Here is a 23,581-nt window from a genome sequence, read left to right as displayed (position 1 = left end):
GCGCCGCCATCTTCCCCGCCTGCATCAGCTCCTGGAGCGTCGACTTGAGTACCGCTTCCGCGCGCCAGCGCTCCGCGATTTCAACCTTCAGTGTCTTGTTGATCTTGCTCAGTGCGTCGGTCCTGCGTGTGACCTTGCGCTCAAGGTCTTCGTTCAGACGCCGCAGGCTTTCCTTGGCCGCAAGCTCCTGCGCGACGATCCGCCGCCGCTGCAGCAGGTAGAGAATAAAAACGGCGATCAAGGTCATACCCAGCCCGACGCCGAGCGCGACATTGAGCGCTGCGACTCTCGCCGACCTGATGTCGGACAGGGAGCTGATCATCCAGCTTGTGTCCGCCATCGGCCGGCTCAGCATCAAGAACCTCGACCTCAGGAAAGCGGGGGCGTGTGGGCCCAGGTCCGCGTTGGGTGCGAACCGGGCTATCTGCGCCCGTTCGCCTTCTGGAGTCTGCCTGACCAGACCGATGGCTCGCAGGGCCCCGGGTGCGTCGTATTGATGAAGGGCGATGATCGACGAGCGCGCCTCGCCGGATAAAGTGTCCAGGGTCTTGAACTTCCAGCTCTCCCAGGTGGAGAGGAAGATGACGCCGTGACCATCGCTGATCATGGCTGTATCGCCGGCACGCCGCCAGAGCTCTTCGAGCTTGTCCAGGGTGATCTTGACGGTAGCGACGCCGATGATCTTGCCGTCCGCCACGATCCGCTCTGCATAAAAGTAGCCGGCTTTTTTGCTGGCGGCGCCCAGGCCGTAGAACGAACCACTGCCGCTTGCGAGCGCTTTCTGAAAATAAGGCCGGTAACTGAAGTTCAAATCGACGAAGCTATCCGGCTCGTCCCAATTGCTCGATGCGAGCGTGCGGCCCTCCACGCTCATGATGTAGAGCGTATTGGAATGTGCGCCCCGGTTGACCGCTGCCAGATAGCGGTCAACCCGCTTCGCGATGGCCGCGTTGCGCGGCTGCTGCAGCAACTGGACAATATCCGGGTTCAGATTCAGCAAGGACGGCAAGTAAGCGTAGCGTGCCAGTTCGCTTTTCAAGGCTGCGTCATAGATATCGGCGCGATGGATCGCCGCACCACGAATGGTTTCTATGCCCAGTTGCTCGGTACAACTATAAGACTCGCAGACGCCGATCGTGATGAACAGGAGCACCCCGGCGTATCCGAGGCACCGTTGAAGCGTCCGCAAGTGACGGCTCGGCCATCGCAAAACGGAGCGATCACGTCTGTCCGATGCAGGATGGAAGCCACTGAGTGACATGTTCAACTCTCACGGCGGCGCTGACGCAGGATGCGGCCACCTGATCAATTTACGTTGTCAAAGGATGCGGCGTTATCGGCGGGTTCGACCAGCCGCGCGGCACTGACAGACTGGTCAGGACTGGATCGCCCGATGACCCGGTCTGCGGCGCCTTTGCGCGTTGACTTGTCTTACCTTTCAAACCTCCTGGACCAGCGGAGAAGAATTTCCGACAACTGCGTACTGTTGACAGTACACAGCTTGAGCATCGTCTGCAATAAGGGCTTAGCCGTAGCAAACGTGGTGAATCGTCTTTTTGCGGGATGGTTAATGCCGAAGCGTGCCCGTGCGCCGGCAGCGCGCTGGGTGCCGTGAGGGATGTTCGACGCTTGAGAGGAGTCGGCGTTTTTCTTGCCGAGGTTCGGAACCGTAGCCAGGATCCATCAGTCCGTGAGCCGTCGCAGCATCCTGCGGCTTCGATCCCGGCAATCCTCAGGAATGTAGTGAAGCGTTTAAGCACGAGGTCCGACTGCGCCGGTCGCCGTTTGGATGCAGCGTCCCTTGCAGACAGACATCCAACGCACAGGAATGCGTGGCGGAATTCTTTGGAAACGCAAGCCAGGTCCGTTATCAAGTCGCCTTTCGATTACATCGCCATGCCATCCATGTCGCCGGGCACCATGGCTCCGGCTTTCTCCACGATGACCGTCACACTGACAACTCCCGCCCTTTCGAAGACCAGCGTGATCGGGAAAGTCGATTTGTATATGAGCGGCTTCTTCAGGTCGACGAGCATCACATGGAGCGCCGTCGGTTTCAGGTCAATCCTCGCGTGTGCCGGGATCTCCACCCTGTCGAGGGCGCGCATTTCCGTCATACCCTGGGCATCGACTCTGTTCTCATGCACTTGCGCGACTCGTGATACCGGACTCGACACGGAAACCAGCGCGTCGCTCGCCGGACCTTCGTTCACGATGGACATATAGACGACGCCGACGTCCGCGCCTTCCACCGTCGCCCGCGCCCACGCATGCTCCGCCACCACGTGGTTCGCCGCGACGGACTCGGAACGGGAAAGCGGTGCGATCAGGAAAAGACCCAGCGCCAGGATGGTGCATCTCATGTGCATGACCTGCTCCTCAGGGCCGGGCGTGAACCGCGGCCGATGCACCGGTTCACGAACAAGAGCATCGATCAGGACCCATGCCGCTCGCTGATCAACTCCAGCATCTTGGAGGCGATCATATAGGCGTCGCTCATGTGACTAAAGGTGACCTGATAGCGCCCTTGTGGATCGATGACAAATATGTTCGACGTGTGAACGAAGGAATAGCTTCCGTCGCTGTTGAACAGCTTCTTGAATCGGATGCCATAGTTTGCCGCGACTTCGGCCACCTGCTGTGGCGTTCCGCCGAGACCAATCAAGCGATCGTCGAATTGGGCCACGTAACCGCCCAGATACTTGCCGTTGTCCCGTTCCGGATCGATCGTAATGAAGATAGGCTGCACGAGTTTCGCCTCAGCGCCGATCTGCCTCAAGGCGTCGATCATCTCGGCCAACTCTGTCGGGCACAGGTCGGCGCAATGCGAGTACCCGAAGTAAATCAGCATCCACTTGCCCTTGAAGTCCGAACTGCTTACGGACTTGCCCGCCGGATCGGTCAGCGTAAAGGGGGCGCCCAGGGCTGCCTGCGCGCGAGCAAGCGAAGGCACGACCATCGCTTCGATACCCAAAAAACTTAGCATCACTATGTATGAGGGAATTTTTCCGAGAGACACTTTCATCGCCCTTTCTCCACATTACACTCAGGCGGCGCCCACCGGCATGCAGGCCGCTACTTGTCGGCCGGAACAATAGCCAGCAGGTAAGGCTCGTTGCCGATCCCTGTCACGGTCCCGGCTACTTTCAATTGCTCGAGATCGACGACCCACATGGTTCCGCCCGCCCGGACGTTAGGCTCGCCACCGGCGACGACGGCGTAGCGCCCATCAGGCGTCACCGAGACCGCACGTGTGCGAGGCTTCGAACCCGAAGCCGTGCCCGGGGGCAACTGCAACGGGATCCGGGCGATTTCCGGATGCGCGTCACCGGCCACCGCCTTCTTGACGTCGACCACCGACAGATTGGCCGCGAGATCATTCGCGACCACAATCCGGGTGCCATCCGGCGTGAAGGCCAGGCTGAACGGATGGCTTTGACCCTGGGGATCGTCGGTGCCTACCAGCACCCGCCTGATCTCCGCCTTGGGCGACTTGGAGATGGCCTTGTCGACATCGATCAGCGAGATGAACTGTCCAGGCTCATCGTTCTCATCGTTGTCGCGGTCCGTCACCGCAACAAGGCGGCCATCGGGGCTGGTCACGATAGCCCAGGGACCGCGCTCGACCGGGAAGCGGAATGTCTCCCAGTCGGCAGCACCACTAACCGCCTTCGCGACATTGATCACCGAGATATCGTGCGTCCCTTCATTGGCAGAGAAAACATAGCCGCCATGTCGTGGCGTGTAAGCGAGCCCGTTAGGATCCGAAAAGCATCCCCAGTTGGGGTCCGGTGAGATGTGCGGCACGATCGCTGGATTGAGGTAGATCTGGTCACAGGAATGTCCCTCCGTCTGCGGCGTATGGCCGCCCGTTCCCCTCGCCAGCGACACGACCCGTTCGAGACGCTTCGTGCCCAGGTTGATGATCCCTATCTCGTTAGCGCCGTCCTCGTTGCCGGCCCCCTCCGAATTTGCGATCATCGCGTACTTGCCGTCAGGCGTGACGATAATGCCCGCGGGCCCAAAACCACCGGAATAGTAGATCGCATCAATGGCGTTCGTGGTGTTGTTGTTGGCGGGATCAATGGTCTTCATTACGTCGAGGACCGTCATGGCGCCGGGATATCCGTGAGGCATGCCCGACTCGACGTCCACGGGCCTCGAGACGCCCGCATGGTCCGACACATACGCCTTACCGTTCGGACCGAGGATGACGTTGTTGGGTAGCGCCTGCGCCGGTATGCGGGTGACGCCGATATATTTCGCGTCATAGCGCGACGGCTCGATGGCCGGAACATCCGGTGAGATGCGCACACGGCTGATGACGGCTTTCTGTGTGCCGTTGTTTGCCGGATCGATCGCCTGGCTGATGTCCACAACAATTATGCGAGGGTCCCGGCGACCGGTGACCAATGCGTAAGGCCCGGCCGCGCAAGCCAATTCCGACAGAGCAAGCGCTGCCCCCATTACCACGATCCGCGTAGTTATTAGATTAAACATGTCTCGCTCCGTGTTTTTCTCGGAAATCTTAATTGCTTGAGCTTTCTTCCTGATGCGGCGTTAATGCGACGTTGATGCGACGTTGATGCGGCGGCGGTGCCGGATCTTGCGAGCGGACCGACGCCTGACAGTTTGTAAAAACAAGGATTTGCGAAATTGGCAGACACAGCCGTATCGGTATTCCTTGGTGGATAGCCACAAGTGTGGGGCAAGGTACGTGCCAGTTTTCAGTTGCACCAAGTCATTGCTTGACGGCCGATTAGCGCTTCTGTTTCTTGCTTTCATTGTGGAAAGTCAGACACTGCGGCGTTTCGTGTCTGGAAAAAGGTATCGATGGACGCCTGGGCTTACGCGAGCGAAAGCAGCGCCCGTCGAAGTCGTTCGCTTGCGGTCTGGAACCTGCCAAGATGGACATGTCCTGGGTATCGCCAACCCCTCGAACGGCGCCAACCGATAGTCCACGCTCTGGCCATACTCAAAATTTGGTCGTAATGCCCAGGATGACAGCGATCTGACTGGGGGTACTCGAACTCGACTCGAGGTCACCTATCGACCCGGCCGCAGACACAATACCGGTGCCGGCGGCGTTGAACGTCGTGCCTCGCGCATGCGAGTACGCGCTGATGGCGTATAGCGTCGTGCGCTTCGACAAGTAGTATTCAGTGCTGGCGGCAACCGTGTGATAAGTGGCCGAAGACGCACCGGTTGATCTCGTATAGACATACCCCGCATTGAGTGCGAGTGCGGGCGTAACCAGGTACTGGAGCGACGTCCCGCCAGTATTGAAGGTTTCCGTCCGGTTGAACGCCGCTAGTTTGATATACGGTTTCCATTGCGCGTTGCTGTAACGAATATTCGCTGTGAACGGCCCTATTACATACTGCGCCGCGACATGCGCAATCTGGCGTGAGCCGACGAACGAGACGCTGCCAAACAGTGGCGTGACCGAGTTGTTATGGGTCAGGTCGGCCGTTCCCACCCCGGCTGCTCCGTCATTCTTTGCAAAGATATAACCTGCCGCTACGCTCAGTGGTCCGCGCGTGTACGCCGCAGCACCGGAAATCGTGTCTTGCGATGAAACGCTGCCCGCTACACCACCCAGCGCATACATCAATTCGTATTGCAAACCGCCATATATCGGGCTCGTGTACTTGATCGAATTGTCGATCCGGAACGTGTTGTCGTTGTTGTCTGCATCGCCGGGTGTAGTGAACGCAGGACCGTAGGGGTCCGCCGTGATGGGTTGCACCAGATCGACCGTGGGATCAAGTTGGCGACCCATGGTTATCGACCCAAGAGACTTCGACGCAAGCCCGACCCATGCGTTCTTGCCGAACTCACGACCGCCCTGGCGCAACGTGCCTGTGTTGATATCGAAGCCATTCTCCAGGTTGAAGATCGCCGAGTATCCCCCTCCCAGATCCTCTTTACCCTTGATCCCCCATTGGTTAGCCGTCAGGTCCGCGCCCTGCATGGCAAATAGTGAATGGCCGCCCACGTTGTTGTAATAGGCGAATGCGTTATCTATTTCGCCGTACAGCGTAAAGCTGCTTTGAGCGTAAGTAGTCGACACCCCGCTCAATGCGGCCAAGGCAAGACTGGGAAGCACGAGGCGTCGCATGGTATCTCCGTCAGTATTTTTCAGTTTCTACAATCTGATTTTTATTAGTAGACCTACTATGCAGGTTCGATCTTCTGCAATCGTTCTCTCTGCTGCTCCCTTTTCCTGGCCCATCTAACGCAATATCGCGCCTGACAACTACCCGCCACCGTATTTGCAAACGTTATGGTGGCCCGTCGCGTCGTCCGGAGATCCACTGGGGCGACGCTGCTTCTGCCGGGGGCTCTATCCATAAAAAATCAGGATCACTAATCGCGTCGATTGCCATAAACGTTCGCTCCCATCATCAGTCGGGTGAATTTCTCACGCGCCTGCTCCGGCGCGAGAAATCGGTGCCCATATGGTTCGCTCAAATTCAATCAGGCAGAATCAGTGCCGCTGTTCAGCAAGTCGTTGTTCCGCCAGACGTTGCTCCGCAATGCGGGCTTCCGCCAGTTGCAGGTCCTTGACCGGCCGACGCTTGCTCCAGATCGAAGCCCCGATCATGATGGCCGCGCACAATAGCAGGCCCGCCGCGATCGGGCTGCGGACGAAGACCGTTGGATCGCCATTGGAGATTGTCAGCGCCTGCCTGAACGACTGCTCGAGCGTATGCCCGAGAATCAGCCCAAACAGCAGCGGCGCTTTGGGCACGTCAAGCTTGCGAAACAAGAAACCGACCACGCCGAAGCCCAGCGCGAGGTACAGGTCGAAGACGTCGTTGTTGAACGAATAGACACCCGCCGACGCAATGCCCAGGATCAGGCACAGCAAGATACCGGGAGGCACATATAGAATCTTGGAGAGAATGCCCACAAGCGGGAGGTTTAACACCAGCAGCATGATATTGCCGATGTACATGCTCGCGATCAGTCCCCAGACAAGGTCCGGCTGCGTATGGAACAGCATGGGCCCGGGCTGGATTCCATACATGATGAACGCGCCCATAATCACGGCCGTCGCCCCGGAACCCGGCACGCCAAGCGCAAGCAGATGGACGAAGGCGCCGCAGGTATCAGCATTGGTCGCAGCTTCCGGGGCAGCGATACCCTCCACCGCGCCGTGCCCGAATTCCTCAGGATGCTTGGAGATCTTCTTCTCAAGCACGTACGACAGCATCGCCGCCAATGTGCCGCCCAAGCCGGGTGCAGCGCCACAGAGGAAGCCCACCGCCGTGCCGCGAAAGATTGCCGGACGGGCGCGCTTCCATTCCTTTTTCGTGAACCACAGCTTGCCTTCCACCTTCACCGAATGCAGCGTCCCACCGAGCGTGCCTTCCACCATCCGGCTCACCTCGGCAATCGCGAACAGCCCGACGACGACCACGAGAAAACTCACCCGGTCCTGGAGTTGGGTAAGGCCCATGGTGAAGCGCGGCACACCGCTTTGCAGGTCGATGCCGATGGTCGCGAGTCCCAGCCCCATGAAAACCGCCATCATGCCTTTCGCGAGCGAGTTGCCATTGAGCGCGCCGACAGTTGAGAGCGCGAAGAAGATAAGCGCGAAGTATTCGGTTGGGCCGAAGTGCAGCGCCACCGCGGCAAGCGGGACGGCGACGAACGAGAGGCACGTCACACCAATCATGCCTGCAATGAACGAGCTCACCCCTGCAATGGCGAGCGCAGCCGCAGCACGACCCTTGCGCGCCATCGGATAACCGTCGAGTACGGTCATGACGGCGGCCGCATCGCCGGGGGTGTTAAGGAGAATAGCCGTCACCGCGCCGCCGTACATACAGCCGTAGTAGATGCCGGTCAGCATCATCAAAGCGGTGATTGGATCCATGCCGAACGTGACTGGAATCAGCAGCGCAATCCCAGCCGACGGACCGATGCCCGGCAAGTGGCTGATCATCGTGCCTATAAAAACACCGATGAGCGTGTAGAGTAGGTGGGTCGGCTGGACGGCGACAGCCAGTCCATGCAGGATCCCGTAAAGGCTTTCCATCTTGGCGCTCCGCGTCAGATCGATAACAGGCCGGCGGGCATGGGAACGCCCAGCACCAGGGAAAACAGCAAGTCGAAAACAAGCGTGAAACCTAGTGCAACCGCAATATTTGTTTTGTGGCGGTTTCGGTTGAAATACGTCAGCAGGCCGAACAGGAAGAGGACCGTAGCAATCAGATAGCCAACGCGATCGAAGCACACGTAGTAGAGCGCCGTCCAGACCACCATGCCAACAAGAACCAGCGGCGAGTGCTTGATACTTTTACCCGGATTGGTGCCAGGCTCATCAGTCGCCGTCGGCGTCTCGGCGAGCGGATTGATCCGCAGCTTGTGGCGCCGCTCAAACAGCAGCAACAATGCGGACGCTATTAATCCAACGCCGACAAGCGCCGGAAATGCCTTGGGGCCGAGCGGGTCGCTCAGGCGCACTTCTGGCAGACGCATGTCCATGTACAGATAAACGGCGGCGAGCACGATCACACCTATGGCAAGCTGCGCGTCACCCTTTAAGCTTTTCATGTCTCCTCCTGATGTTTCCATGCTCCGGCGCGCCCATTGCACGGGCGCCGCCGGTCCGGCACCGGCGCGGCTTTATTCCGCGCTCTATTTCTCGTTGTAGCGTCCGGGCTTCACGACTTCGGCAATCGTGCCGTCCGGGGCCCGGAATTTGAGCGCCCCTTCACCCTTGACCGAGAGAATTGTGCCGCCATACTGCTTGATCTTCTCGGCCGCCAATTCCTGGTCATCCACAGTCACACCCCAGTGATGCAGGCGCGGCCCCTCTCCGGCAATCGTGGCCTCATGAGAATCTTCGCTGTCGTATTGCATGAGCGTGAAGTCGATGTGACCGTCAGTCATATGCCGCGAGATGTGCTCCCGATTGCGGCCCGTTTTAACTTCAGTGAATCCGAATACTTCCGTATAAAACTTCGTTGCCTCTTCGAGGTCGTTGACCTTGACGGCGAGATGGACGATGCGTGACATATGGTTCTCCATGTCGTTGATTACTACGGTGGAAAAGTCAGTGGGTGTGAATACGGGTGAATAATTCCGTTGCGCGGTTACTTGGCGAGACCGAGGTCTGTGAGAAGCGAAGTCAGCCGCTTCTGCTCTCCAGTCAAAAAAACTTTTGTGTCAGCGCTGTTCTTATAGTCAGCAGTCCAGAGGTTGCGCTTGACCGCTGCGCTCCATTCTGGGGATGAGGTGGCTTTCTTCAGTACGTTGTCCCACCAGGCGATCTCATCCGGGGTCATGTTCTTCGGCCCGACGAGCACCCGCCATGTGCTGAAATCCACATTCACGCCCTGCTCTTTCCAGGTTGGCACATTGGCCAGATCACCTTGCTGCCGTGAAGCTGAAGGAATGCCGATCATCCTGATGCGGCCCGCCTGACTCGGCCCAAGCACGACGCCCGCGGGTGTTGCGCTCGCGGTTACGTGGCCGCCCATCAGCGAGGTAATCGCCTCGCCGCCCGAATCGAAGAACACGATTTTCAGCTTCTTTGGGTCCTGCCCTGACGCCTTCAGCACCAGGGCGGCAGCGTCGTGGCTCTGGCCGCCCGGAGAGCTGGACACCGCCATGCTGACCGCCGACGGATCCTTTTGCAGCATCGCGATAAGATCCTTGCCCGTCTTGATCGGCCCTGACGCAGCGACAGAAAAGACAACCGGCTCGGTCACGAACACGGCCAAAGGCGTCACGTCGTCTACACCTACTGTGCTGATACCGGTGATGCGGTTTGTGATGAGCGGCAACGCCTGCACGCTGACGTAATGGCCGTCCCCGGGATGCGAGTTGATGTACGCAATGCCAACGGTACCGCCGCCGCCCGGACGGTTGATGACGGTCACGGGCTTGCTTGAGAGCTTGTCCTGCTGGATAACGCTTTGCAGCGTGCGTCCTACGAGATCCAGTCCTCCGCCGGGCGCGCTCGGCACCACGATCTCAACGGGACGATGAGGCTGCCACGCGTCAGCAGCGCGCGCAGCTATCGAGTTGATGGCGAGAAAGATGACGCATGAGAACAGCGCCGCACTGTGCCGGTTAAAACGGGTACTACCGGTCTTGCCCATTACATCGTCTCCTGATTGTTTTTTGATCGACGTCTCGCGGCTCAAAAATTGAAGCCATCGAACGTGGTTGCAGCAAAGAGCTGCTCGAGCGGCACCTCCTGACCGATGAGCCCGTCGGTTCTCGCATAGCGCTGCAGTGCGGCCAGTTCGGGAACGTTGGCGTTGAGTCCATAGCGCCAGTAGTCATCGCCCATCAGCGACTTGACCCGGTCCACCTCCGCGTTGATCCACGGGTGCGTAATGCGCAGCGTGTCCGTGATGGTCAGTTCGGTCATGGCGGTTTCCTTCGCTTTCACGAAAGCCGCGAAGACGTTGACCGGCAACCAGGGGTACTTGTCGACCAGCGAACGGCGGATGCCAATGATGTGCATGAGCGGAAACAAACGCGTCTTCGTGAAATAGGCCTCCTCCGCTTCGCGGAACTGCGGGAACAGCCGCCGGACATTCGGATTGTGGCCAAAGCAGGACGGTGGCCTGGGCGCGATGATCGCGTCGATATCACCGGAATCGAGGAGTTTTGAAAGCGTCGCGTCCGAATCAATCGGCACGATGCTGATGTCCGGCGGCAAGTCGAGCGGCATGCGCACTTGCCGTCCCGCCTGCTCGAGACCGCCCGTGAACCAGTGCACGTCGCGTGTGCGCACGCCGTGTTCGTCGTCGAGAAACCCGCGCACCCACACCCCTGCCGTCTGCTGGAAATCCGGCACGCCAACCTTGCGTCCGCGCAGTGCTTCTGCCGAGTCGATTCCGTGATCGGCGCGCACGTAGATGGCCGAGTGGCGAAACGAGCGCGACACAAAAGCCGGCACGCCGATATAGCGGCTCTGGCCACGCGCCGTGGTGAGCAGATGCGTGCCGAGCGAGAGCTCCGAAATGTCAAACTCCTCATGGCGAAACGCTCGCTGAAACAGCTCCTCCGCGGGACCGTGAACAAAGTTGATTCGACATCCTCCGACGCTCACCCGACCGTCGACCAATGCCCGGGTCCGATCGGTAATTTGGCATGCTAACGAAAGCTCAAGCATGATTGGCAAAACCTCGTTGACAGCGTCTTATAGCGGCGCCCAAATCAGCATCTCCGGGCATGCACATCCAATATATTTCGTAGACCATAATAATTGGGCCGACCAATTCGAAATTGGCCTCCCACATTCCATCACTCCTTCTGCCCGCCGCCCAGTTATACGATGGGGTCGCTCATCTCTGACTGCTTCGCAGGCGAAGATACGTTTTTAGCCAGGTCATCCAGCGCCGTTAGCATGCGTTCCTTGCCATGGCTGACGTGACTGAAACTTGCCTCATAGCTCAGCTTCGAATCTTTCGACTTAAGCGCCACGACAATCTCGCGATGCTCTCGGTTCGATTGCAACAGGGAACCGCGTTGAACCAACCCATGCGCACGAAACAGATGAAACTCCTTCACGAGGCTCCCATACAACTTGATCAGCCGCGTGTTCTCAGTCGAGCGCACGATAAAGTCATGGAACGCGAGGTTGACCGGATCGAAGCGGGAGAAATCGCCCTTCTCTGCCGCATCTTCCATTTCGTCGACGAATGCATCGAGCTTCGCTGCGGCCTGCGAGGTCAGGATAGGTGCTAACAGTGACGCGGACAGACCAATCAACCCGGCGCGCAGATCGTAAACCTCGATCGCATCGCTTTTCGTCAGCCGCTTGATGAAGACGCCGCGGTTCGGGATCAGATAGACCAGCCCCAGTTCTGCGAGCGCCCGGCATGCCTCCCGCACCGGGCCACGGCTGACCGATAACTTGTCTGAAATGAGCTTTTCATTTAAGCGCTGCCCCGGAGCCAACTCGCCCCGCAGGATCATTTTTTCGATCTCGTTCTGCACCACTCCTGTCAGGGTGTGTGACTGGAGTTCGGCGACGGTAATGGTCGAGGTACTGTAATCGGTAGTCATGGTTCGATACTAGGTTGTACTTTGCAAACTGTCAACACTTGATAAACCTTTGATAACGGCCACGTTCGCGCACGTACAGGCCGACGTCCGGCCCGCGTTAAACCGCTTTTTTTGTCCGGTGTCGAGACGTTCGCTTCCGCGCGGTTAACCGCGTTGGAAACGAGATGATTTTTTGCTAACTGTTAATTGTCAACAGTTTATTTTGACACAACGCGCTAAATTGTCAACGCCGGGCAGCTAGGGGCTTACGCTAATACTCGCTCGCGTGGCGCGAACGGTCATTCGCGATCCACCCGTTCTGACCGAATAACGCCGACCGCCTTTAGTCCGTCCTGAACTCGCCAACGTGGCCACGTCCTCTAAAAAGCAGCAGCATCTTGCACCCCGGCTGGTTGTCGCCAATTTCGAAATCGGCTCCGTGCATCCGGGCGATCGCAGCAACAAGACTCAGGCCAAGACCGTGCCCTGCCGTCAGATGCGCCTGCGCACCCGCGCTCCGGTAAAACGGACGAAGTACCGCTTTGCGCTCGCCTACATCAATGCCCGGCCCAGTATCGCTAACCTGCAGCGCCGCAAAACCATTGTCGTTCCAAACGTCGAGCGTGATCTGCCCTCCCCTTGGCGTGAACTTCAGGGCGTTGTCGAGCAAGTTCTCGATTGCCCCGAACAGCAAGTCGATGTCGCCGGTTACCTCGACAGGTACCGGCGCATGCACCTTCATCGACAAGCCGCGATACTCGGCGAGCGGCTCATAAAGTTCGACGACGTCCCGCAGTACGACATCGAGTGAAATCGAAGCGAAGCTCGCGCGCCGTCCGTCGGCTTCGATTTCCGCAATCCTCAGCAGGGCCGTAAATCGATTGAGCACAACGTCCGACTGCTCGATCGCCGCGTCGATAGCGTCGGCATAATCAACGACCGTAGTTGAGCGGCGGCGCGCCCGTTCCAGGCCGCCGCGCAGACTGGTCATGGGTGTACGCAGATCATGCGCGATGCCGGCGCACACACCGCGGACCTCGCTGACGAGCCGCTCTATTTCGTCGAGCATCGTGTTGACGATCCCTGCAAGCCGATCAAGATCGTGGTTCGTATGACGCGTCGGCAAGCGCCGGTCCAGTTGTCCCGCCATGATTTCACGGCTCGTCTCGCTGATGGCGCGGATGCGCCGGTTCGACATCCTGTTCAGCGCGGCGCCGCAGCCGAGCGCAAGCAGGATCGTCAGCGCGAGGCCCGTGCAAAGCGTTGTCACCAGCGTCCGGTCGAACACGATAATCTCATCGATCGAATGCCCGACGACGATTCTCAGGCCGCTTTTTGTCGGCACGATGATGCCGCGATACTGGCTTGTCACCCGACCGAGTCCCTCGCGGGTCGCCTGCGCGTAATCGAATGGCTTACCGTCTTTCTGCGTCGGGAGAGTATTGACGTTACCCGCGAGCCGCTTGCCGTTCTCGTCGAACAGGCCATAGGGGCGGCTGTCCGCCACGTCGCGCCGGCTCAGTGCACTGATCGTCGCGATGGCTTCATCGCGGCTGAGCGATTGAAACTCCGCCACCTCGCCGTTCAGGCGCTCGTCGACCTGGTGAAGCAGATAACCGCTGGTGAGCCAGTAAAGCAATCCGAACAGCGCTATTGCCGAACTGACGAATACCAGCAGGAGCCAGCCAATGCTGCCCGGATGCAGGCGCCCGGCACGCCTACTCCGCAGCCTGAAGAATATAGCCGACATTACGTACCGTATGGATCATTGCCGACATGCGCCCGTTGAGGCTGACCTTCCGGCGCAGATGGCCGATATGCATGTCGATCACGTTGGTCTGCGCGTTGAAGTGGTAGTTCCAGACCGACTCGAACAAGAGGGTGCGAGTGACGACCTGACCGGCATGCCGCATCATGAATTCAAGCAAACTGTATTCACGCGGCTTCAGGTCGAGCGTCTGGCCGGCGCGTTGCGCCCGGTGCATGCTGGTGTCGAGTATCAGATCGCCGACACTCAGCGTCGAGGGTGCTCCCGCTGACGATTGACGGCGCAGCAGGACGTTAAGACGCGCGGTCAGTTCGAGACCGTCGAATGGCTTGGTGACGTAGTCGTCGCCTCCGGCACGCAAGCCCCGCACGCGCTCGTCGACTGCGGCGAGCGCGCTCAGGATCAGCACCGGGGTCCGCTTGCCGATATTGCGCAGCGTCGAAAGAATCGACAGGCCGTCTATGTCAGGCAGCATGCGGTCGAGCACGACCACGTCGAACTCGCCGTCGATCGCGCGCAACAAGCCTTCATGCCCGGACGACACGCATTCGACGTCAAAACCATAGTCTTCGAGCGCTGCCCTGACTTCCAGCGCCGCACTCGGGTCATCTTCGACAACCAGAATGCGGTACTTGCGTCCGATCGAGCGGACGATGCCCTGTTCACTTGCCAAGCGTTTGTGTTCCAGGTTGAGCCTGCGCCACTTGCCGAAGCGGATTCCAGCGCCCGTCCGGCAGCACCGGCGTGCCTTCTTGCGCCACCGCCTGAAGTGCATTCACCGGTAAGCCAAGCGCGGCGAGGATGGTCGGCGCGACCTGCGTGGTCGACACCGGATAGGTCACTTGCTGGCCTTGAGCGGCGAGATGAGGATTAGACACCAGCAGGGCAACACGCGTGTCGTCGTCATGGAATCCCCCATGTTCGGCTAGTTTGCCATCGCCAGGTGGCGTAAATATGACACCCTCGCGCGACACGACAACAATATCCGGTGTACGGTTGTCTCGCGATGGCGAGGGAAACCGCAGCGCCAGACGCTCACCGCTCACGACATCGGCGATACCGAGCGCGTTCGCATTCGCTCGCAAGGCAGCACTCACCGCAGGGGTGGCCGAGGTGTCATTCAGCCAGATCAACGCGCCGTAATCCGGGGTCAACTGGGCGAGCGCACCCGGTGCGGCCTTGTCGATCACGCTTTGGAGCCGGCCCTCGTCGATCTTGTTGAGCAGGCTGGTATCGATGGGGCCATTGCCGTGCTTGGCCGTCACGATGATCAAGGTATCGTCACGCAAGCCTTGCCGTTCAAGCTCGCTCACGAAGCGCCCGATCAACTGGTCGGTATGTCCGATCGCGCGATCCAGCCCTGCTGTCAGATCGCCATCCGCGTTCTTATACCCATAAATTTTTTGCGCGACATTGACCGCCTGCAGGTTCAGGCCAAAAACGTTAGGTATAGCTGAACGTTTTTTTCCGTCGTGCGTCAGGCCGTCGATCTCATTGACGATCACCCGCCCCTTCATGTCGTCGTAGTCCTCGGTCCGCGGAAGCGAACCGGTGATCTCCTTCGCTGCCACGTTGCTGAGGCCTTCGTAGTTCGCACCAATCTCCGGGAGGAACAGGTCGTCGACACCGCGCCCCGAAGGACCCTGGACCAGTTCGTAGGTCGGATGTTTGTCAGTCCAGGCGGTATAACCGCCGGCCGCATGCACCGCTTCGAAGATCGTGTTGACGCGCAGGTAACTGTGGGGATAAACCGGCACGCAACCGTGCAACGGGTCGCGAGGCAGCTTGGCAGGATCGATAATGTCATGCCCGTCGGCAGCGGCCAGATCGAGTGATTCGTCGTAGCGAACGCGTGTGCCGAGCCGGCTGCAATCGCTGCCCGGCGCGGCCAGCGCCCGGTCGTACGAATCGTCGTAATAGACGCCGGTCACGGCCGGCGTGCCGCCGGTTACCAAGGCCATCAAACCAGGAAACGAATCGGCGGGAGCAACGGTATGGGCGTTGGTGTAATCGACGCCCTGCTTCAGAAGACTCGCAAGCGTGCTGTCCGGATGGGCATCCACGAAATGCGCGAGATCACCACTGTGCAGACCATCGACACTGATCAGCAGGACGTGGTGCACGGGCGCGTCAGGCGGCAGCGACGGCGCGGGCGTGGCCGCGGTCGCCGCAGCCGTGGACAAGCTCAGCGAAGCTGCAATAACGGAGAGTATTTGTTTCATTCGTTGGCGTTTAGATTGAAGGTTACCCAGAGCTGTTCATCCAGGGATTTGCCCGTCTGGGCGGGTTCGGGTTTCGGATAGGCCGCATCCCTCACGGCCGCGAGGGCCGCGCGATCCAGCAATCCACTCCCGCTCGATGTGATGAGCGTTACGTCCGATACGCTGCCGTCGAGATACCGGAAGCCAACTCGCGTGCGGCCAGCCATGCCGGCCATGCGTGCCGACTCCGGATAGCGAAGCGCGGCCTGGATCGCCGCCCGCATGGCGTTCTCGAAGCTCGGGTTGGGCGCAGCAGGTGCCGCTGCGGGCATCGCAGGAGGCGGTGGTAGCGCAGGTGCTGGCCGCGTGTCCGTGGGCGTTGCAGACGGCGTTGCGGACTCCGGTATCGGGGTCGGCGTGGGTGGCGGGGCCGCTGGCACCGGACGCGCCCGGGCAACATGCGTCACTTGATGCACCTGAGTAACCGGACGGGCCACGGGCTGAGGCTTGGGAACCGGCAACGGCGCAGGCGCGGGCACGGACGCAGGTTCTGGCGCAGGCGCGATCGACAGCATGGTCACAGGCGGCACGACCGGTGGCGCCGGCTTGTGCGCGAGCATCAGATACCCGCCGCCCAGCAGTAGCGCTTCGGCGAGCAACGCGAGCGCTGCCGCCGGATAGAAACGTCGTCGTTCCGGCGCGAAGCCGGCGGCAGAAGGAGTTGCCATATCACTTCGCCGCGGGTTGCGCAGCAAGCGCGATCTGCGAGACACCCGCTGCACGGCACGCATCCATCACGGCGACGAGGTCCTGGATCTGTGCCGCCTTCGATCCGGCGATCGTCACTACCGTATGCGACGCATCCGGCCGCGCCGACAACATCGCGGTCAACTGGGCCGGCTTCAGCGCATGGCCGTCGACCGACAGGCTGCCGTCGGTGGCCAACGTGACCATCACCTTGGGCGGCGGCAAAGCGAGGGCGCTCGCACTCGACGGCAACTGGGTCTTCAGGCCGGCGTTCGGAATCATGTGCAGCGTAATCATGATGAAGAACACCAGCAGGAAGAACATGATGTCGATCATCGGGATGATCTCGATCCGGGCTTTTTTCGCTTCGAAGTAGTTCATTGTCAGGCCCCTTGCGAGGCAAGTTTCCCAATCACCGCGCGCGGCGCGGCGCCCTCTCTCGGCTCCTTCGCTTGCTCGTGCGATCCGCTCGTCAGCCGGTTGACGAGTGCCGCCTTCAACGTTTCAAGCTGATGCACGACTGCACGCACACGGTTGTGCAGTCCGTTGAAAAACACGAGGCCGATCATCGCGACAAACAGCCCCGACGCAGTGGCGATCAACGCTTCAGCCACACCGCCCGTTACTTGCGTGGGTGCGTTGCCGGGGTCCGACAGCACCTGGAATGCATTGAACATTCCCACGATCGTGCCGAACAGGCCAAGTAGCGGCGCGAGCGTGACGATGGTGTCGAGCACCCACAGTAAGCGGTCGATACGCGGCGCTTCACGCATGATCACTTCCTCGAAACTCGCATCGAGTTCTTCTCGCGTCCGCTTGCCGTGAAGGCGTGCGGCCATCGAGAAGAGCCGTCCGATCGGCAGGCCCCGATATTTATCGGCGAGCGTGGTAAGCGTCGATGTGTCGAGTTGCTCGAGACGGTCGATTTGCTGGAGCGCGGCGTGCCCACAGCCCGAGACGCGGTGCAGGAACCAGGAGCGTTCGATGATGATCGTCAACGCGACAAACAGCATCGCCGCGATGACATAGAGAACGCCTCCGGAATGGTTGGCCAGGTTCAGCAGCGTGTTGAAAGTCATGCAGGCAAACTCCTTTTAAAAGTCAGTCGACACGGTGCCGATAATCGCGCGGCCCGGAATCGTCCAGTACAGCGGTGTATTGTCGGCAGCGGTGAACCCGGCAAGCGCGTTGATGCTGGTACGGTTAAAGATGTTGTCTACTTCAAGGCCAATGCGCGTGTTGTGCAGCCACGGCGCCAGATTCTTGATCGTGTAGGAGGTAGCGAAGTTCGTCACCGTGAAACCGCCGACAGGTTGCTGGTCGCCTGTGGAACCAAACTGGTGACCCACGAACTTGGTAATCAGCGATCCGTTCAGCGGCCCGCGCTCGTAAAGCAGGCCCAATGCCGCGGTGCTTTGCGGTGCATTCGGCATCCAGTCGCCGGTGCTTTTTTGCTTGGCTGAGTTGAACGTCAGGTTGCCGTACAGGCTGAAGCCAAGTCCGGCGTAGAACGTCGCTTCCGATTCAAAGCCCTTGTACACCGCGCCGCCTGCGTTCGAGAACGTGGTGTTACCGCCCACCGTCTGGCTCGTGATGGCATTGAGGAAGTCGATGTAATACAGGTCGGCGGATACGGTCAGCCGCTTGCTTTTATAAGTCGTGCCGATCTGATAGTTATTGGTCTGCTCCGGGCTGGGCTGGCTCGATCCCGACGGATTCGTGACATAGAAAATGTTCAGGTTCGGCGCGAGAAAGCCCTGCGCGAACTGCGCATAAGCGCTCCAGTTCGAGTTGATCTGCTCGTGCAACGTTACCGATGGAAGCACCTTCGTCCAGGTGTGGCTGTAGTTCACCGGCACGCCGCTGCCCTGGTCCACGGGCGCGTCAATATTTCGATTGAACGACACATACTTGAGGCCCGGCGTCAGCGTCAATCCGAGGGGCAACTCCCACGCGTACTGTACGTAGGGTTCGAACGTGAGCAAGGTGTCGTTCATCGTGAAATTAAGCGTCTGGAGCGCAAAATTCAGTGAATCATCCACGTTCATGTTGTCCCGGAAGTTCGACTGATGCGTAAGCCACCCGCCAAATTGCAGCGTACCCGGACCGACCTTGCGCTCCGCTGTTGCGATGTCGCCGAACGCGCGGTAGTTGTTGGCCATCTGCTGGCCCGGCACGTCATTCGCGCCGAAGCTGGTGCCGTTCGGGGTCTCGCCATTCGGGTCCATTCCGTTGAACCCGTCGTGGTAATACCCGTAGGTATAGAGCTTGTTCTCGATCTTCCACTCGGCAATACGGGTCTGGACATCGATGTATTCCATGTCCGTGTTGATCCGGTCGAAGTTGTAGCCCGAATAGGACTGACTGGTCGGATCGCTGCTCAGTCCGAAATTCGGACCGAACTGATGAATCTGCGCCGCGGTCGCACCTAGCGGTACGTTCTGGTGGATGCGGTTGTAGTTCGCGTACACGGTGACGAGGGTGTCGTCGCCGATCGGCTTCTCCAGCTTGAAAAAGATGTTGTCGCGGCGTTGCGAGGCGTTGGTGAGATAACCGTCGCTGCTGGTATGGCTGTAGCCAACCATGGCGCGTGCGTCGCCCCACTGCTGCATGTCGCCGGTATTGAATTCCGCGCCTGTGAGCCACGTGTCGAAGCTGCCGTATGATCCCAGGAGAGACACCAACGGGGTCATGGACGGCTCGCGTGACTGGACGGCAATCGTGCCGCCGAAGGTCGCGAAGCCGATCTGCGATGCGTCACCCGGGCCGCGGTCGACGTTGATGCCGCCAATATTCTGCGACGTAAAAAACGATGTGGAATGGTGCGTGAAGTCGTTGGAATCGCCGAACGGAATGCCGTCGAATGTCACGTTGAACTGACCGTCCTGGAAACCGCGAATCGACAAGCTCTGTGATTCCATCAAGCCCGCGCCGTTCGGGTTGACGCTGTTCACGCTCGGTGCGATCTGGACGATATCGCTGTAGTTAGCCGTGGGTGCGGTGCTGTTCTGGATATAGTGCCGGCTGATGATCGATTGCGGTTCGTCCGCTGTCAGCGAGCCTTGCGTGGGCGCCTGTGCCGGCGCCGACTGCGGGTTGCCTGGCGCAGAACCGCCGCCGGACGAGTTGGACGTCGCGGTGCTTTGCACCGCACCAAGATCGCCTGAAGCCTGCGCATGAGAAACTTGGGCAGCCGTTGCGCAGAGCGATGCGAGAACGATATGCGCGAGTGGTTTCTGGCGAAACCGTGAACGTACCCGTTGCATTTTTGACGCGTCCTTGTTTTAGATTTCCGTCTGAATGGAAGTTGACAAGGCGCATCTTAGAGACAGCACATTAACCGGTGGTGATGCCCATCTTACGAACTTAAGCGTTGCATTACGAATGCATAACGTTCCGTCGCACGAGTAGTTTTGCTTCGAAATTTCATGCGGAATTTCCCTACGGACTACCGGACAATCGAGCCATTAACCAGACGCATCTGGTTGAAAACACACGCCGGTTGCCACGAAGCCTTGAAGGCCGGGAGCCTGGGCGTTGAATGCTCTACCCCTTGTCCGATTCATCCGTGGACTTCGGCGCCATCGTGCGGCAATTGTGGCAATACCCGTGCAGCACCAATTGCCGTCCCACGATTGAAAAGCCCACGCTTTCGCCGATTTCCTTTTGCCTCGCGTCGAATACGGAATCGTGAAATTCCTCAATCTTCCCGCAGCTCATGCAAATGGCGTGGTCATGGTCCGGGCCGTTGTTCAACTCGTACACGATCTTGGTCGAGTGCAACGTGCCGCTGCGCAGTATCTTTGCATCAACAAACTGCTGGAGCACACGATAGATGCTCCCGAAGCTGATGTGGAGCTTCTCGTCGGCGACATGCCGGCACACATCGTCGGCAGTGAAATGCCTTTGCTGTTCATCGCGGAAAAACGACAGCACTTTCATTCTCGGCACGGTCGCCCGCAATCCTACGCTTCGTAGTTCCTCGGCGACGTCGAAAGGCATTTCTAAATTCCCATCTCACCACCGGCCCGGCAAAAGGCCCGATGGATGGATCGCTTTCGCTTGTACGACTCGGCGTTTATTTGAATTGGCATTGAGTGGGGCAGAACAACTAGCATCTTGGTGACGACCGATAGCCGGCAGGACGTAAGTAAATGAAAAATATACAGTTTGGATTGCGAATTAATTATTCGTTGTAGTTACGCCAACGACCTAGCCATGCGAGTGACGAAGGAGCGGATCAGACGGGCACAGGAGACCCTTCGCGCGGCAGATCTCGGCCCCAACAGGCTATGCCAAGTTAGCTTAAGGAATGCTTAAGCCAGCTCCGGTCCTCAAAATTTATGAACGTAAGAAACAGCACTTCTTGATGACACGCACCCTCTGCACAATCCGGTCACTTTTCTGTGGGGTCGGCCGAGCATCGGGGTCTGCATGACGGCCCTCCACTGCTCGTCGCGGTCGAGGCCTCACCGATCCCTGCGCCGACAGGGTCCCAAGCGTTCCAGATGTCCGCGAGTCCTCGCCACGAGGACTCGCAAGTATCGACTCGTATTTGGTCAATTCGTTTGTCAATCCAGGAGACCGGGGGAAACATGAAGGTACTTTCACTAGTTACGTTGTCCACGCTTACGCTCGCGAGCGCGCTGCTCGCAGCCTGCGGCGGCGGCAATAGCAACAATAATTCAAGCCCGAACGGCGCATCGGCGCCCGCGGGTGCATCGGCGCCCGGGGGCGCTTCCGCTCCAGGCGGCGCATCCGCGCCCGGCGGAGCGTCAGCGCCAGTTGTCGCCGCAAGCGTGAAGTGGTCACTCGACAGCGGCGTACAGCCCACAGCTGCACAGATCAATGTCGGCACCTCAATTGGCAAGGGTGCGGGCGCAACGCCGTTCACCCTCGCGGATCTCGCGCTCGATCCGAAGAACACGCAGAACGTCGCCAACCCATTCGTCACGACGGGCACCGTGCCGGACCCTGCCGCCGGCTTCTGCGATTTCTCGGTCGCACCGGCAGTCCACAAGAGCTACGCCACGGGCTCGAAGTTCGTCATTCCGCCGACCGATCCAATGGTCAACATGGCGCCGTTCTACTTCCCGTTGGTCTATAGCAGCAATCTCACCACCGTACCGAACACGAACACCACCGGCACCACAGCGCCGATCATCGGGCTGTTCGACTGGCGTCCGAAGGATCTCGACGAATCCGTGGTGGCGGCAGAATCGGACGACAACGGCAAGACCTGGTTTTTCATGCAGAACGTGCTTGAGCTAAACCCTACGCTCTGTCCTTCAGCGGTGACCGGCACCAACAGCGCGACCACGGCGGATAACGGCTGGGGACACGCTTCGATCCTGCAGTTGCCGGGCACGGCAGCCGCGACGGGCCAGATGCTTTACACGCTCAACCGCGATCCGGCAAAGGTCGACGTGGCGCCGCTGAACGTGATTTCCCTGCCATTCGCCAGCAACAAGTTCCCGATCTGGAACACCAACGCCTCGACTGTCGGCGCCGCGGACATCGCGTCGATTGCCACCGCGACTACCAATACCCCCGGCACGGCCACGCCGTTCAAAGTTCAACAGACCACGGGCCTGCTGAACCCGGACGGCATCATGGCGGTGGTGCCCAACACCGATCCGACCAAGCCAACCACTGTGATGTATGTTCAGAAGATCCTGAACGGCGACAACACGGGCTCGACGGCCATGCCGGTTGCGAGCCAATGCACGCGAGCGCCCTTCAGCGGCAACACAAACCACGACATATCCAACGTGCGGCTCGCCACCACGACCGACGGCGTCAACTTCACGGATGCAGGCGTAGTTGCTGGCCTGAACGATCCGACCACGGTCGACTACAACGGGACTCGCTGGATTAGCCCTCGTGGCACGCTGATCGACATCAACGGCGACGGCAGCCGTTGGGGTCTGTACTTCTCGGGTGGCAACTGCCTTGACGGCGACTCGGACGCGTTTCATTACATTGGCTATGCGGAATCGAACGACCTGAAGACGTGGACGGTCTACAACGACATCAATAGCCCGATCGCTTCGATAAATTCGATCACGACGACCAACCAGGGCGGTTCGAAGGCGACGGTCACAGTTCCCGCGAATGCGCCAATCATCCCGACGCAGACATGGTTTGCACAGCGCCTGTATGCTCCGACTGCGACGCAGATAGACGCAACGCACCTGAGCATGACATTTGCGGGTTACGGAGTGCAGTCGCCCAACACTAACCTCTTGAACTACCGGCAGATCGGCAACGTGATGCTGACTTCGAGCAAAGCATTGCCTAAGGCGCCGAACAATATCAACAACCAGTAACAACAGTGCTTGAATGACCACAACCCCAGCGCGGTTCCGACCGCGCTGGGGTTGATTCATGCTTGGGTGACCGAGATAGTTATCCGCAACTGTTAGCCTTGCGTACTAGCACCGCTGTAAGCGCACTCCTTAGCTGTCACGCGCATAGCGTTCGTTCTGACGAGACACGAGCGCCTGAGAGGAGTGGTAAGTACGCGTTGGAATAGACACCGCCCTCCGTCCGGGGGCGGTGTCTATTCCATCTCGACCTATTGCAGTGATTAGAGGCATCTCGACGCGATGTTCAATACGCCCGTCAGGTGCACCGTGAATTGTGGCGGGCTGGCGACGGGTATGGCGCACTCGACAAACCGGTTAAAAACGGCGCGATAGAATGCGACGCCAAGCGCTTTCTCAGGCGTGTGCTCAATATAATAGAGGGTGTACATTCTTCAAGTCGCGCTGAGACGACGCAGGCTTACCTTGTCAACAAACACGTGTACGCTGCTGACGAAAGCGTCAGGCAATTCCCGCAACCG

At 59.3% G+C, this 23,581-nt stretch carries 20 protein-coding genes; 1 reads left to right on the top strand and 19 read right to left on the bottom strand.

The annotated features are described in order from the left end of the window. The 19 genes from GSQ93_RS24040 to GSQ93_RS23950 all read right to left on the bottom strand — a co-directional run. Nucleotides 1-1,153, bottom strand: a 1,153-nt coding sequence (locus tag GSQ93_RS24040) for a cache domain-containing protein (RefSeq protein ID WP_254074022.1), incomplete at its 3' end; no start/stop codon positions are given. 733 nt (nt 1,154-1,886) lie between these two features. Then, nucleotides 1,887-2,369 carry a copper chaperone PCu(A)C gene (locus tag GSQ93_RS24035; protein WP_158938132.1) on the bottom strand — a complete coding sequence of 161 codons (483 nt, stop codon included), beginning with the start codon at nt 2,367-2,369 and terminating at the stop codon, nt 1,887-1,889. Nucleotides 2,370-2,434: 65 nt separating this feature from the next. Then, on the bottom strand, nt 2,435-3,025 hold the full coding sequence (locus tag GSQ93_RS24030; RefSeq protein ID WP_158938131.1) for an SCO family protein: 591 nt from the start codon (nt 3,023-3,025) through the stop codon (nt 2,435-2,437). A gap of 50 nt (nt 3,026-3,075) precedes the next feature. After that, nucleotides 3,076-4,500, bottom strand: a complete 1,425-nt coding sequence (locus tag GSQ93_RS24025) for a YncE family protein (RefSeq protein ID WP_158938130.1) — start codon at nt 4,498-4,500, stop codon at nt 3,076-3,078. A gap of 475 nt (nt 4,501-4,975) precedes the next feature. Beyond that, entirely contained in the window at nt 4,976-6,121 is a 1,146-nt protein-coding gene (locus tag GSQ93_RS24020; RefSeq protein WP_158938129.1) for a porin, read from the bottom strand. 369 nt (nt 6,122-6,490) lie between these two features. Further along, the gene (locus GSQ93_RS24015; RefSeq protein ID WP_158938128.1) at nt 6,491-8,047 is read right to left on the bottom strand and encodes a tripartite tricarboxylate transporter permease; all 1,557 of its coding nucleotides are present in this window, start codon (nt 8,045-8,047) and stop codon (nt 6,491-6,493) included. Between the two features lie 14 nt (nt 8,048-8,061). Then, nucleotides 8,062-8,565, bottom strand: a complete 504-nt coding sequence (locus GSQ93_RS24010; RefSeq protein ID WP_158938127.1) for a tripartite tricarboxylate transporter TctB family protein — start codon at nt 8,563-8,565, stop codon at nt 8,062-8,064. 84 nt (nt 8,566-8,649) lie between these two features. After that, on the bottom strand, nt 8,650-9,030 hold the full coding sequence (locus GSQ93_RS24005) for a VOC family protein (protein ID WP_158938126.1): 381 nt from the start codon (nt 9,028-9,030) through the stop codon (nt 8,650-8,652). 77 nt (nt 9,031-9,107) lie between these two features. Beyond that, complete coding sequence (locus GSQ93_RS24000) at nt 9,108-10,118, bottom strand: tripartite tricarboxylate transporter substrate binding protein (RefSeq protein WP_158938125.1); 1,011 nt, start codon at nt 10,116-10,118, stop codon at nt 9,108-9,110. Nucleotides 10,119-10,159: 41 nt separating this feature from the next. Next, on the bottom strand, nt 10,160-11,095 hold the full coding sequence (locus tag GSQ93_RS23995) for an ABC transporter substrate-binding protein (RefSeq protein WP_254074021.1): 936 nt from the start codon (nt 11,093-11,095) through the stop codon (nt 10,160-10,162). Nucleotides 11,096-11,298: 203 nt separating this feature from the next. Further along, the gene (locus tag GSQ93_RS23990) at nt 11,299-12,039 is read right to left on the bottom strand and encodes an FCD domain-containing protein (RefSeq protein WP_158938123.1); all 741 of its coding nucleotides are present in this window, start codon (nt 12,037-12,039) and stop codon (nt 11,299-11,301) included. A gap of 322 nt (nt 12,040-12,361) precedes the next feature. Continuing rightward, a complete protein-coding gene (locus GSQ93_RS23985; protein WP_158938122.1) occupies nt 12,362-13,768 on the bottom strand; it encodes an ATP-binding protein in 1,407 nt (468 codons plus the stop codon). Further along, nucleotides 13,737-14,459, bottom strand: coding sequence for a response regulator transcription factor (locus GSQ93_RS23980; protein WP_254074020.1), 723 nt, complete (start codon nt 14,457-14,459; stop codon nt 13,737-13,739). The genes GSQ93_RS23985 and GSQ93_RS23980 overlap by 32 nt, the downstream gene beginning before the upstream one ends. Then, entirely contained in the window at nt 14,449-16,008 is a 1,560-nt protein-coding gene (locus GSQ93_RS23975; protein ID WP_158938120.1) for an alkaline phosphatase family protein, read from the bottom strand. The genes GSQ93_RS23980 and GSQ93_RS23975 overlap by 11 nt, the downstream gene beginning before the upstream one ends. Continuing rightward, nucleotides 16,005-16,715 (bottom strand): TonB family protein, encoded by a 711-nt coding sequence (locus tag GSQ93_RS38550; protein WP_158938119.1) that lies wholly within the window; start codon nt 16,713-16,715, stop codon nt 16,005-16,007. The genes GSQ93_RS23975 and GSQ93_RS38550 overlap by 4 nt, the downstream gene beginning before the upstream one ends. A 1-nt stretch (nt 16,716) precedes the next feature. Beyond that, the gene (locus tag GSQ93_RS23965) at nt 16,717-17,115 is read right to left on the bottom strand and encodes a biopolymer transporter ExbD (RefSeq protein WP_158938118.1); all 399 of its coding nucleotides are present in this window, start codon (nt 17,113-17,115) and stop codon (nt 16,717-16,719) included. Nucleotides 17,116-17,117: 2 nt separating this feature from the next. After that, nucleotides 17,118-17,813, bottom strand: a complete 696-nt coding sequence (locus GSQ93_RS23960) for a MotA/TolQ/ExbB proton channel family protein (RefSeq protein ID WP_158938117.1) — start codon at nt 17,811-17,813, stop codon at nt 17,118-17,120. 15 nt (nt 17,814-17,828) lie between these two features. Further along, the gene (locus tag GSQ93_RS23955) at nt 17,829-20,000 is read right to left on the bottom strand and encodes a TonB-dependent receptor (protein WP_158938116.1); all 2,172 of its coding nucleotides are present in this window, start codon (nt 19,998-20,000) and stop codon (nt 17,829-17,831) included. Between the two features lie 280 nt (nt 20,001-20,280). Beyond that, nucleotides 20,281-20,736 carry a Fur family transcriptional regulator gene (locus tag GSQ93_RS23950; protein WP_158938115.1) on the bottom strand — a complete coding sequence of 152 codons (456 nt, stop codon included), beginning with the start codon at nt 20,734-20,736 and terminating at the stop codon, nt 20,281-20,283. A 593-nt stretch (nt 20,737-21,329) separates the two neighbouring features. Between GSQ93_RS23950 and GSQ93_RS37825 the strand changes: the two genes are divergently transcribed. After that, nucleotides 21,330-23,063: a hypothetical protein gene (locus GSQ93_RS37825; RefSeq protein ID WP_216857662.1), complete on the top strand. Its 1,734-nt coding sequence runs from the start codon at nt 21,330-21,332 to the stop codon at nt 23,061-23,063. Nucleotides 23,064-23,581: the final 518 nt, after the last annotated feature.

Origin of the sequence: Burkholderia sp. S171, from assembly GCF_009766085.1 — a bacterium.
Taxonomy (GTDB): domain Bacteria; phylum Pseudomonadota; class Gammaproteobacteria; order Burkholderiales; family Burkholderiaceae; genus Caballeronia.
This window is presented reverse-complemented; position numbering and strand designations above follow the sequence as displayed.

Excerpts from the sequence above, each read along its gene's own strand:
- GSQ93_RS24035 (WP_158938132.1), bottom strand. The coding sequence starts at position 2,369 with ATGCACATGAGATGCACCATCCTGGCGCTGGGTCTTTTCCTGATCGCA.
- GSQ93_RS24030 (WP_158938131.1), bottom strand. The coding sequence starts at position 3,025 with ATGAAAGTGTCTCTCGGAAAAATTCCCTCATACATAGTGATGCTAAGT.
- GSQ93_RS24025 (WP_158938130.1), bottom strand. The coding sequence starts at position 4,500 with ATGTTTAATCTAATAACTACGCGGATCGTGGTAATGGGGGCAGCGCTT.
- GSQ93_RS24020 (WP_158938129.1), bottom strand. The coding sequence starts at position 6,121 with ATGCGACGCCTCGTGCTTCCCAGTCTTGCCTTGGCCGCATTGAGCGGG.
- GSQ93_RS24015 (WP_158938128.1), bottom strand. The coding sequence starts at position 8,047 with ATGGAAAGCCTTTACGGGATCCTGCATGGACTGGCTGTCGCCGTCCAG.
- GSQ93_RS24010 (WP_158938127.1), bottom strand. The coding sequence starts at position 8,565 with ATGAAAAGCTTAAAGGGTGACGCGCAGCTTGCCATAGGTGTGATCGTG.
- GSQ93_RS24005 (WP_158938126.1), bottom strand. The coding sequence starts at position 9,030 with ATGTCACGCATCGTCCATCTCGCCGTCAAGGTCAACGACCTCGAAGAG.
- GSQ93_RS24000 (WP_158938125.1), bottom strand. The coding sequence starts at position 10,118 with ATGGGCAAGACCGGTAGTACCCGTTTTAACCGGCACAGTGCGGCGCTG.
- GSQ93_RS23990 (WP_158938123.1), bottom strand. The coding sequence starts at position 12,039 with ATGACTACCGATTACAGTACCTCGACCATTACCGTCGCCGAACTCCAG.
- GSQ93_RS23985 (WP_158938122.1), bottom strand. The coding sequence starts at position 13,768 with ATGTCGGCTATATTCTTCAGGCTGCGGAGTAGGCGTGCCGGGCGCCTG.
- GSQ93_RS23975 (WP_158938120.1), bottom strand. The coding sequence starts at position 16,008 with ATGAAACAAATACTCTCCGTTATTGCAGCTTCGCTGAGCTTGTCCACG.
- GSQ93_RS38550 (WP_158938119.1), bottom strand. The coding sequence starts at position 16,715 with ATGGCAACTCCTTCTGCCGCCGGCTTCGCGCCGGAACGACGACGTTTC.
- GSQ93_RS23965 (WP_158938118.1), bottom strand. The coding sequence starts at position 17,115 with ATGAACTACTTCGAAGCGAAAAAAGCCCGGATCGAGATCATCCCGATG.
- GSQ93_RS23960 (WP_158938117.1), bottom strand. The coding sequence starts at position 17,813 with ATGACTTTCAACACGCTGCTGAACCTGGCCAACCATTCCGGAGGCGTT.
- GSQ93_RS23955 (WP_158938116.1), bottom strand. The coding sequence starts at position 20,000 with ATGCAACGGGTACGTTCACGGTTTCGCCAGAAACCACTCGCGCATATC.
- GSQ93_RS23950 (WP_158938115.1), bottom strand. The coding sequence starts at position 20,736 with ATGCCTTTCGACGTCGCCGAGGAACTACGAAGCGTAGGATTGCGGGCG.
- GSQ93_RS37825 (WP_216857662.1), top strand. The coding sequence starts at position 21,330 with ATGAAGGTACTTTCACTAGTTACGTTGTCCACGCTTACGCTCGCGAGC.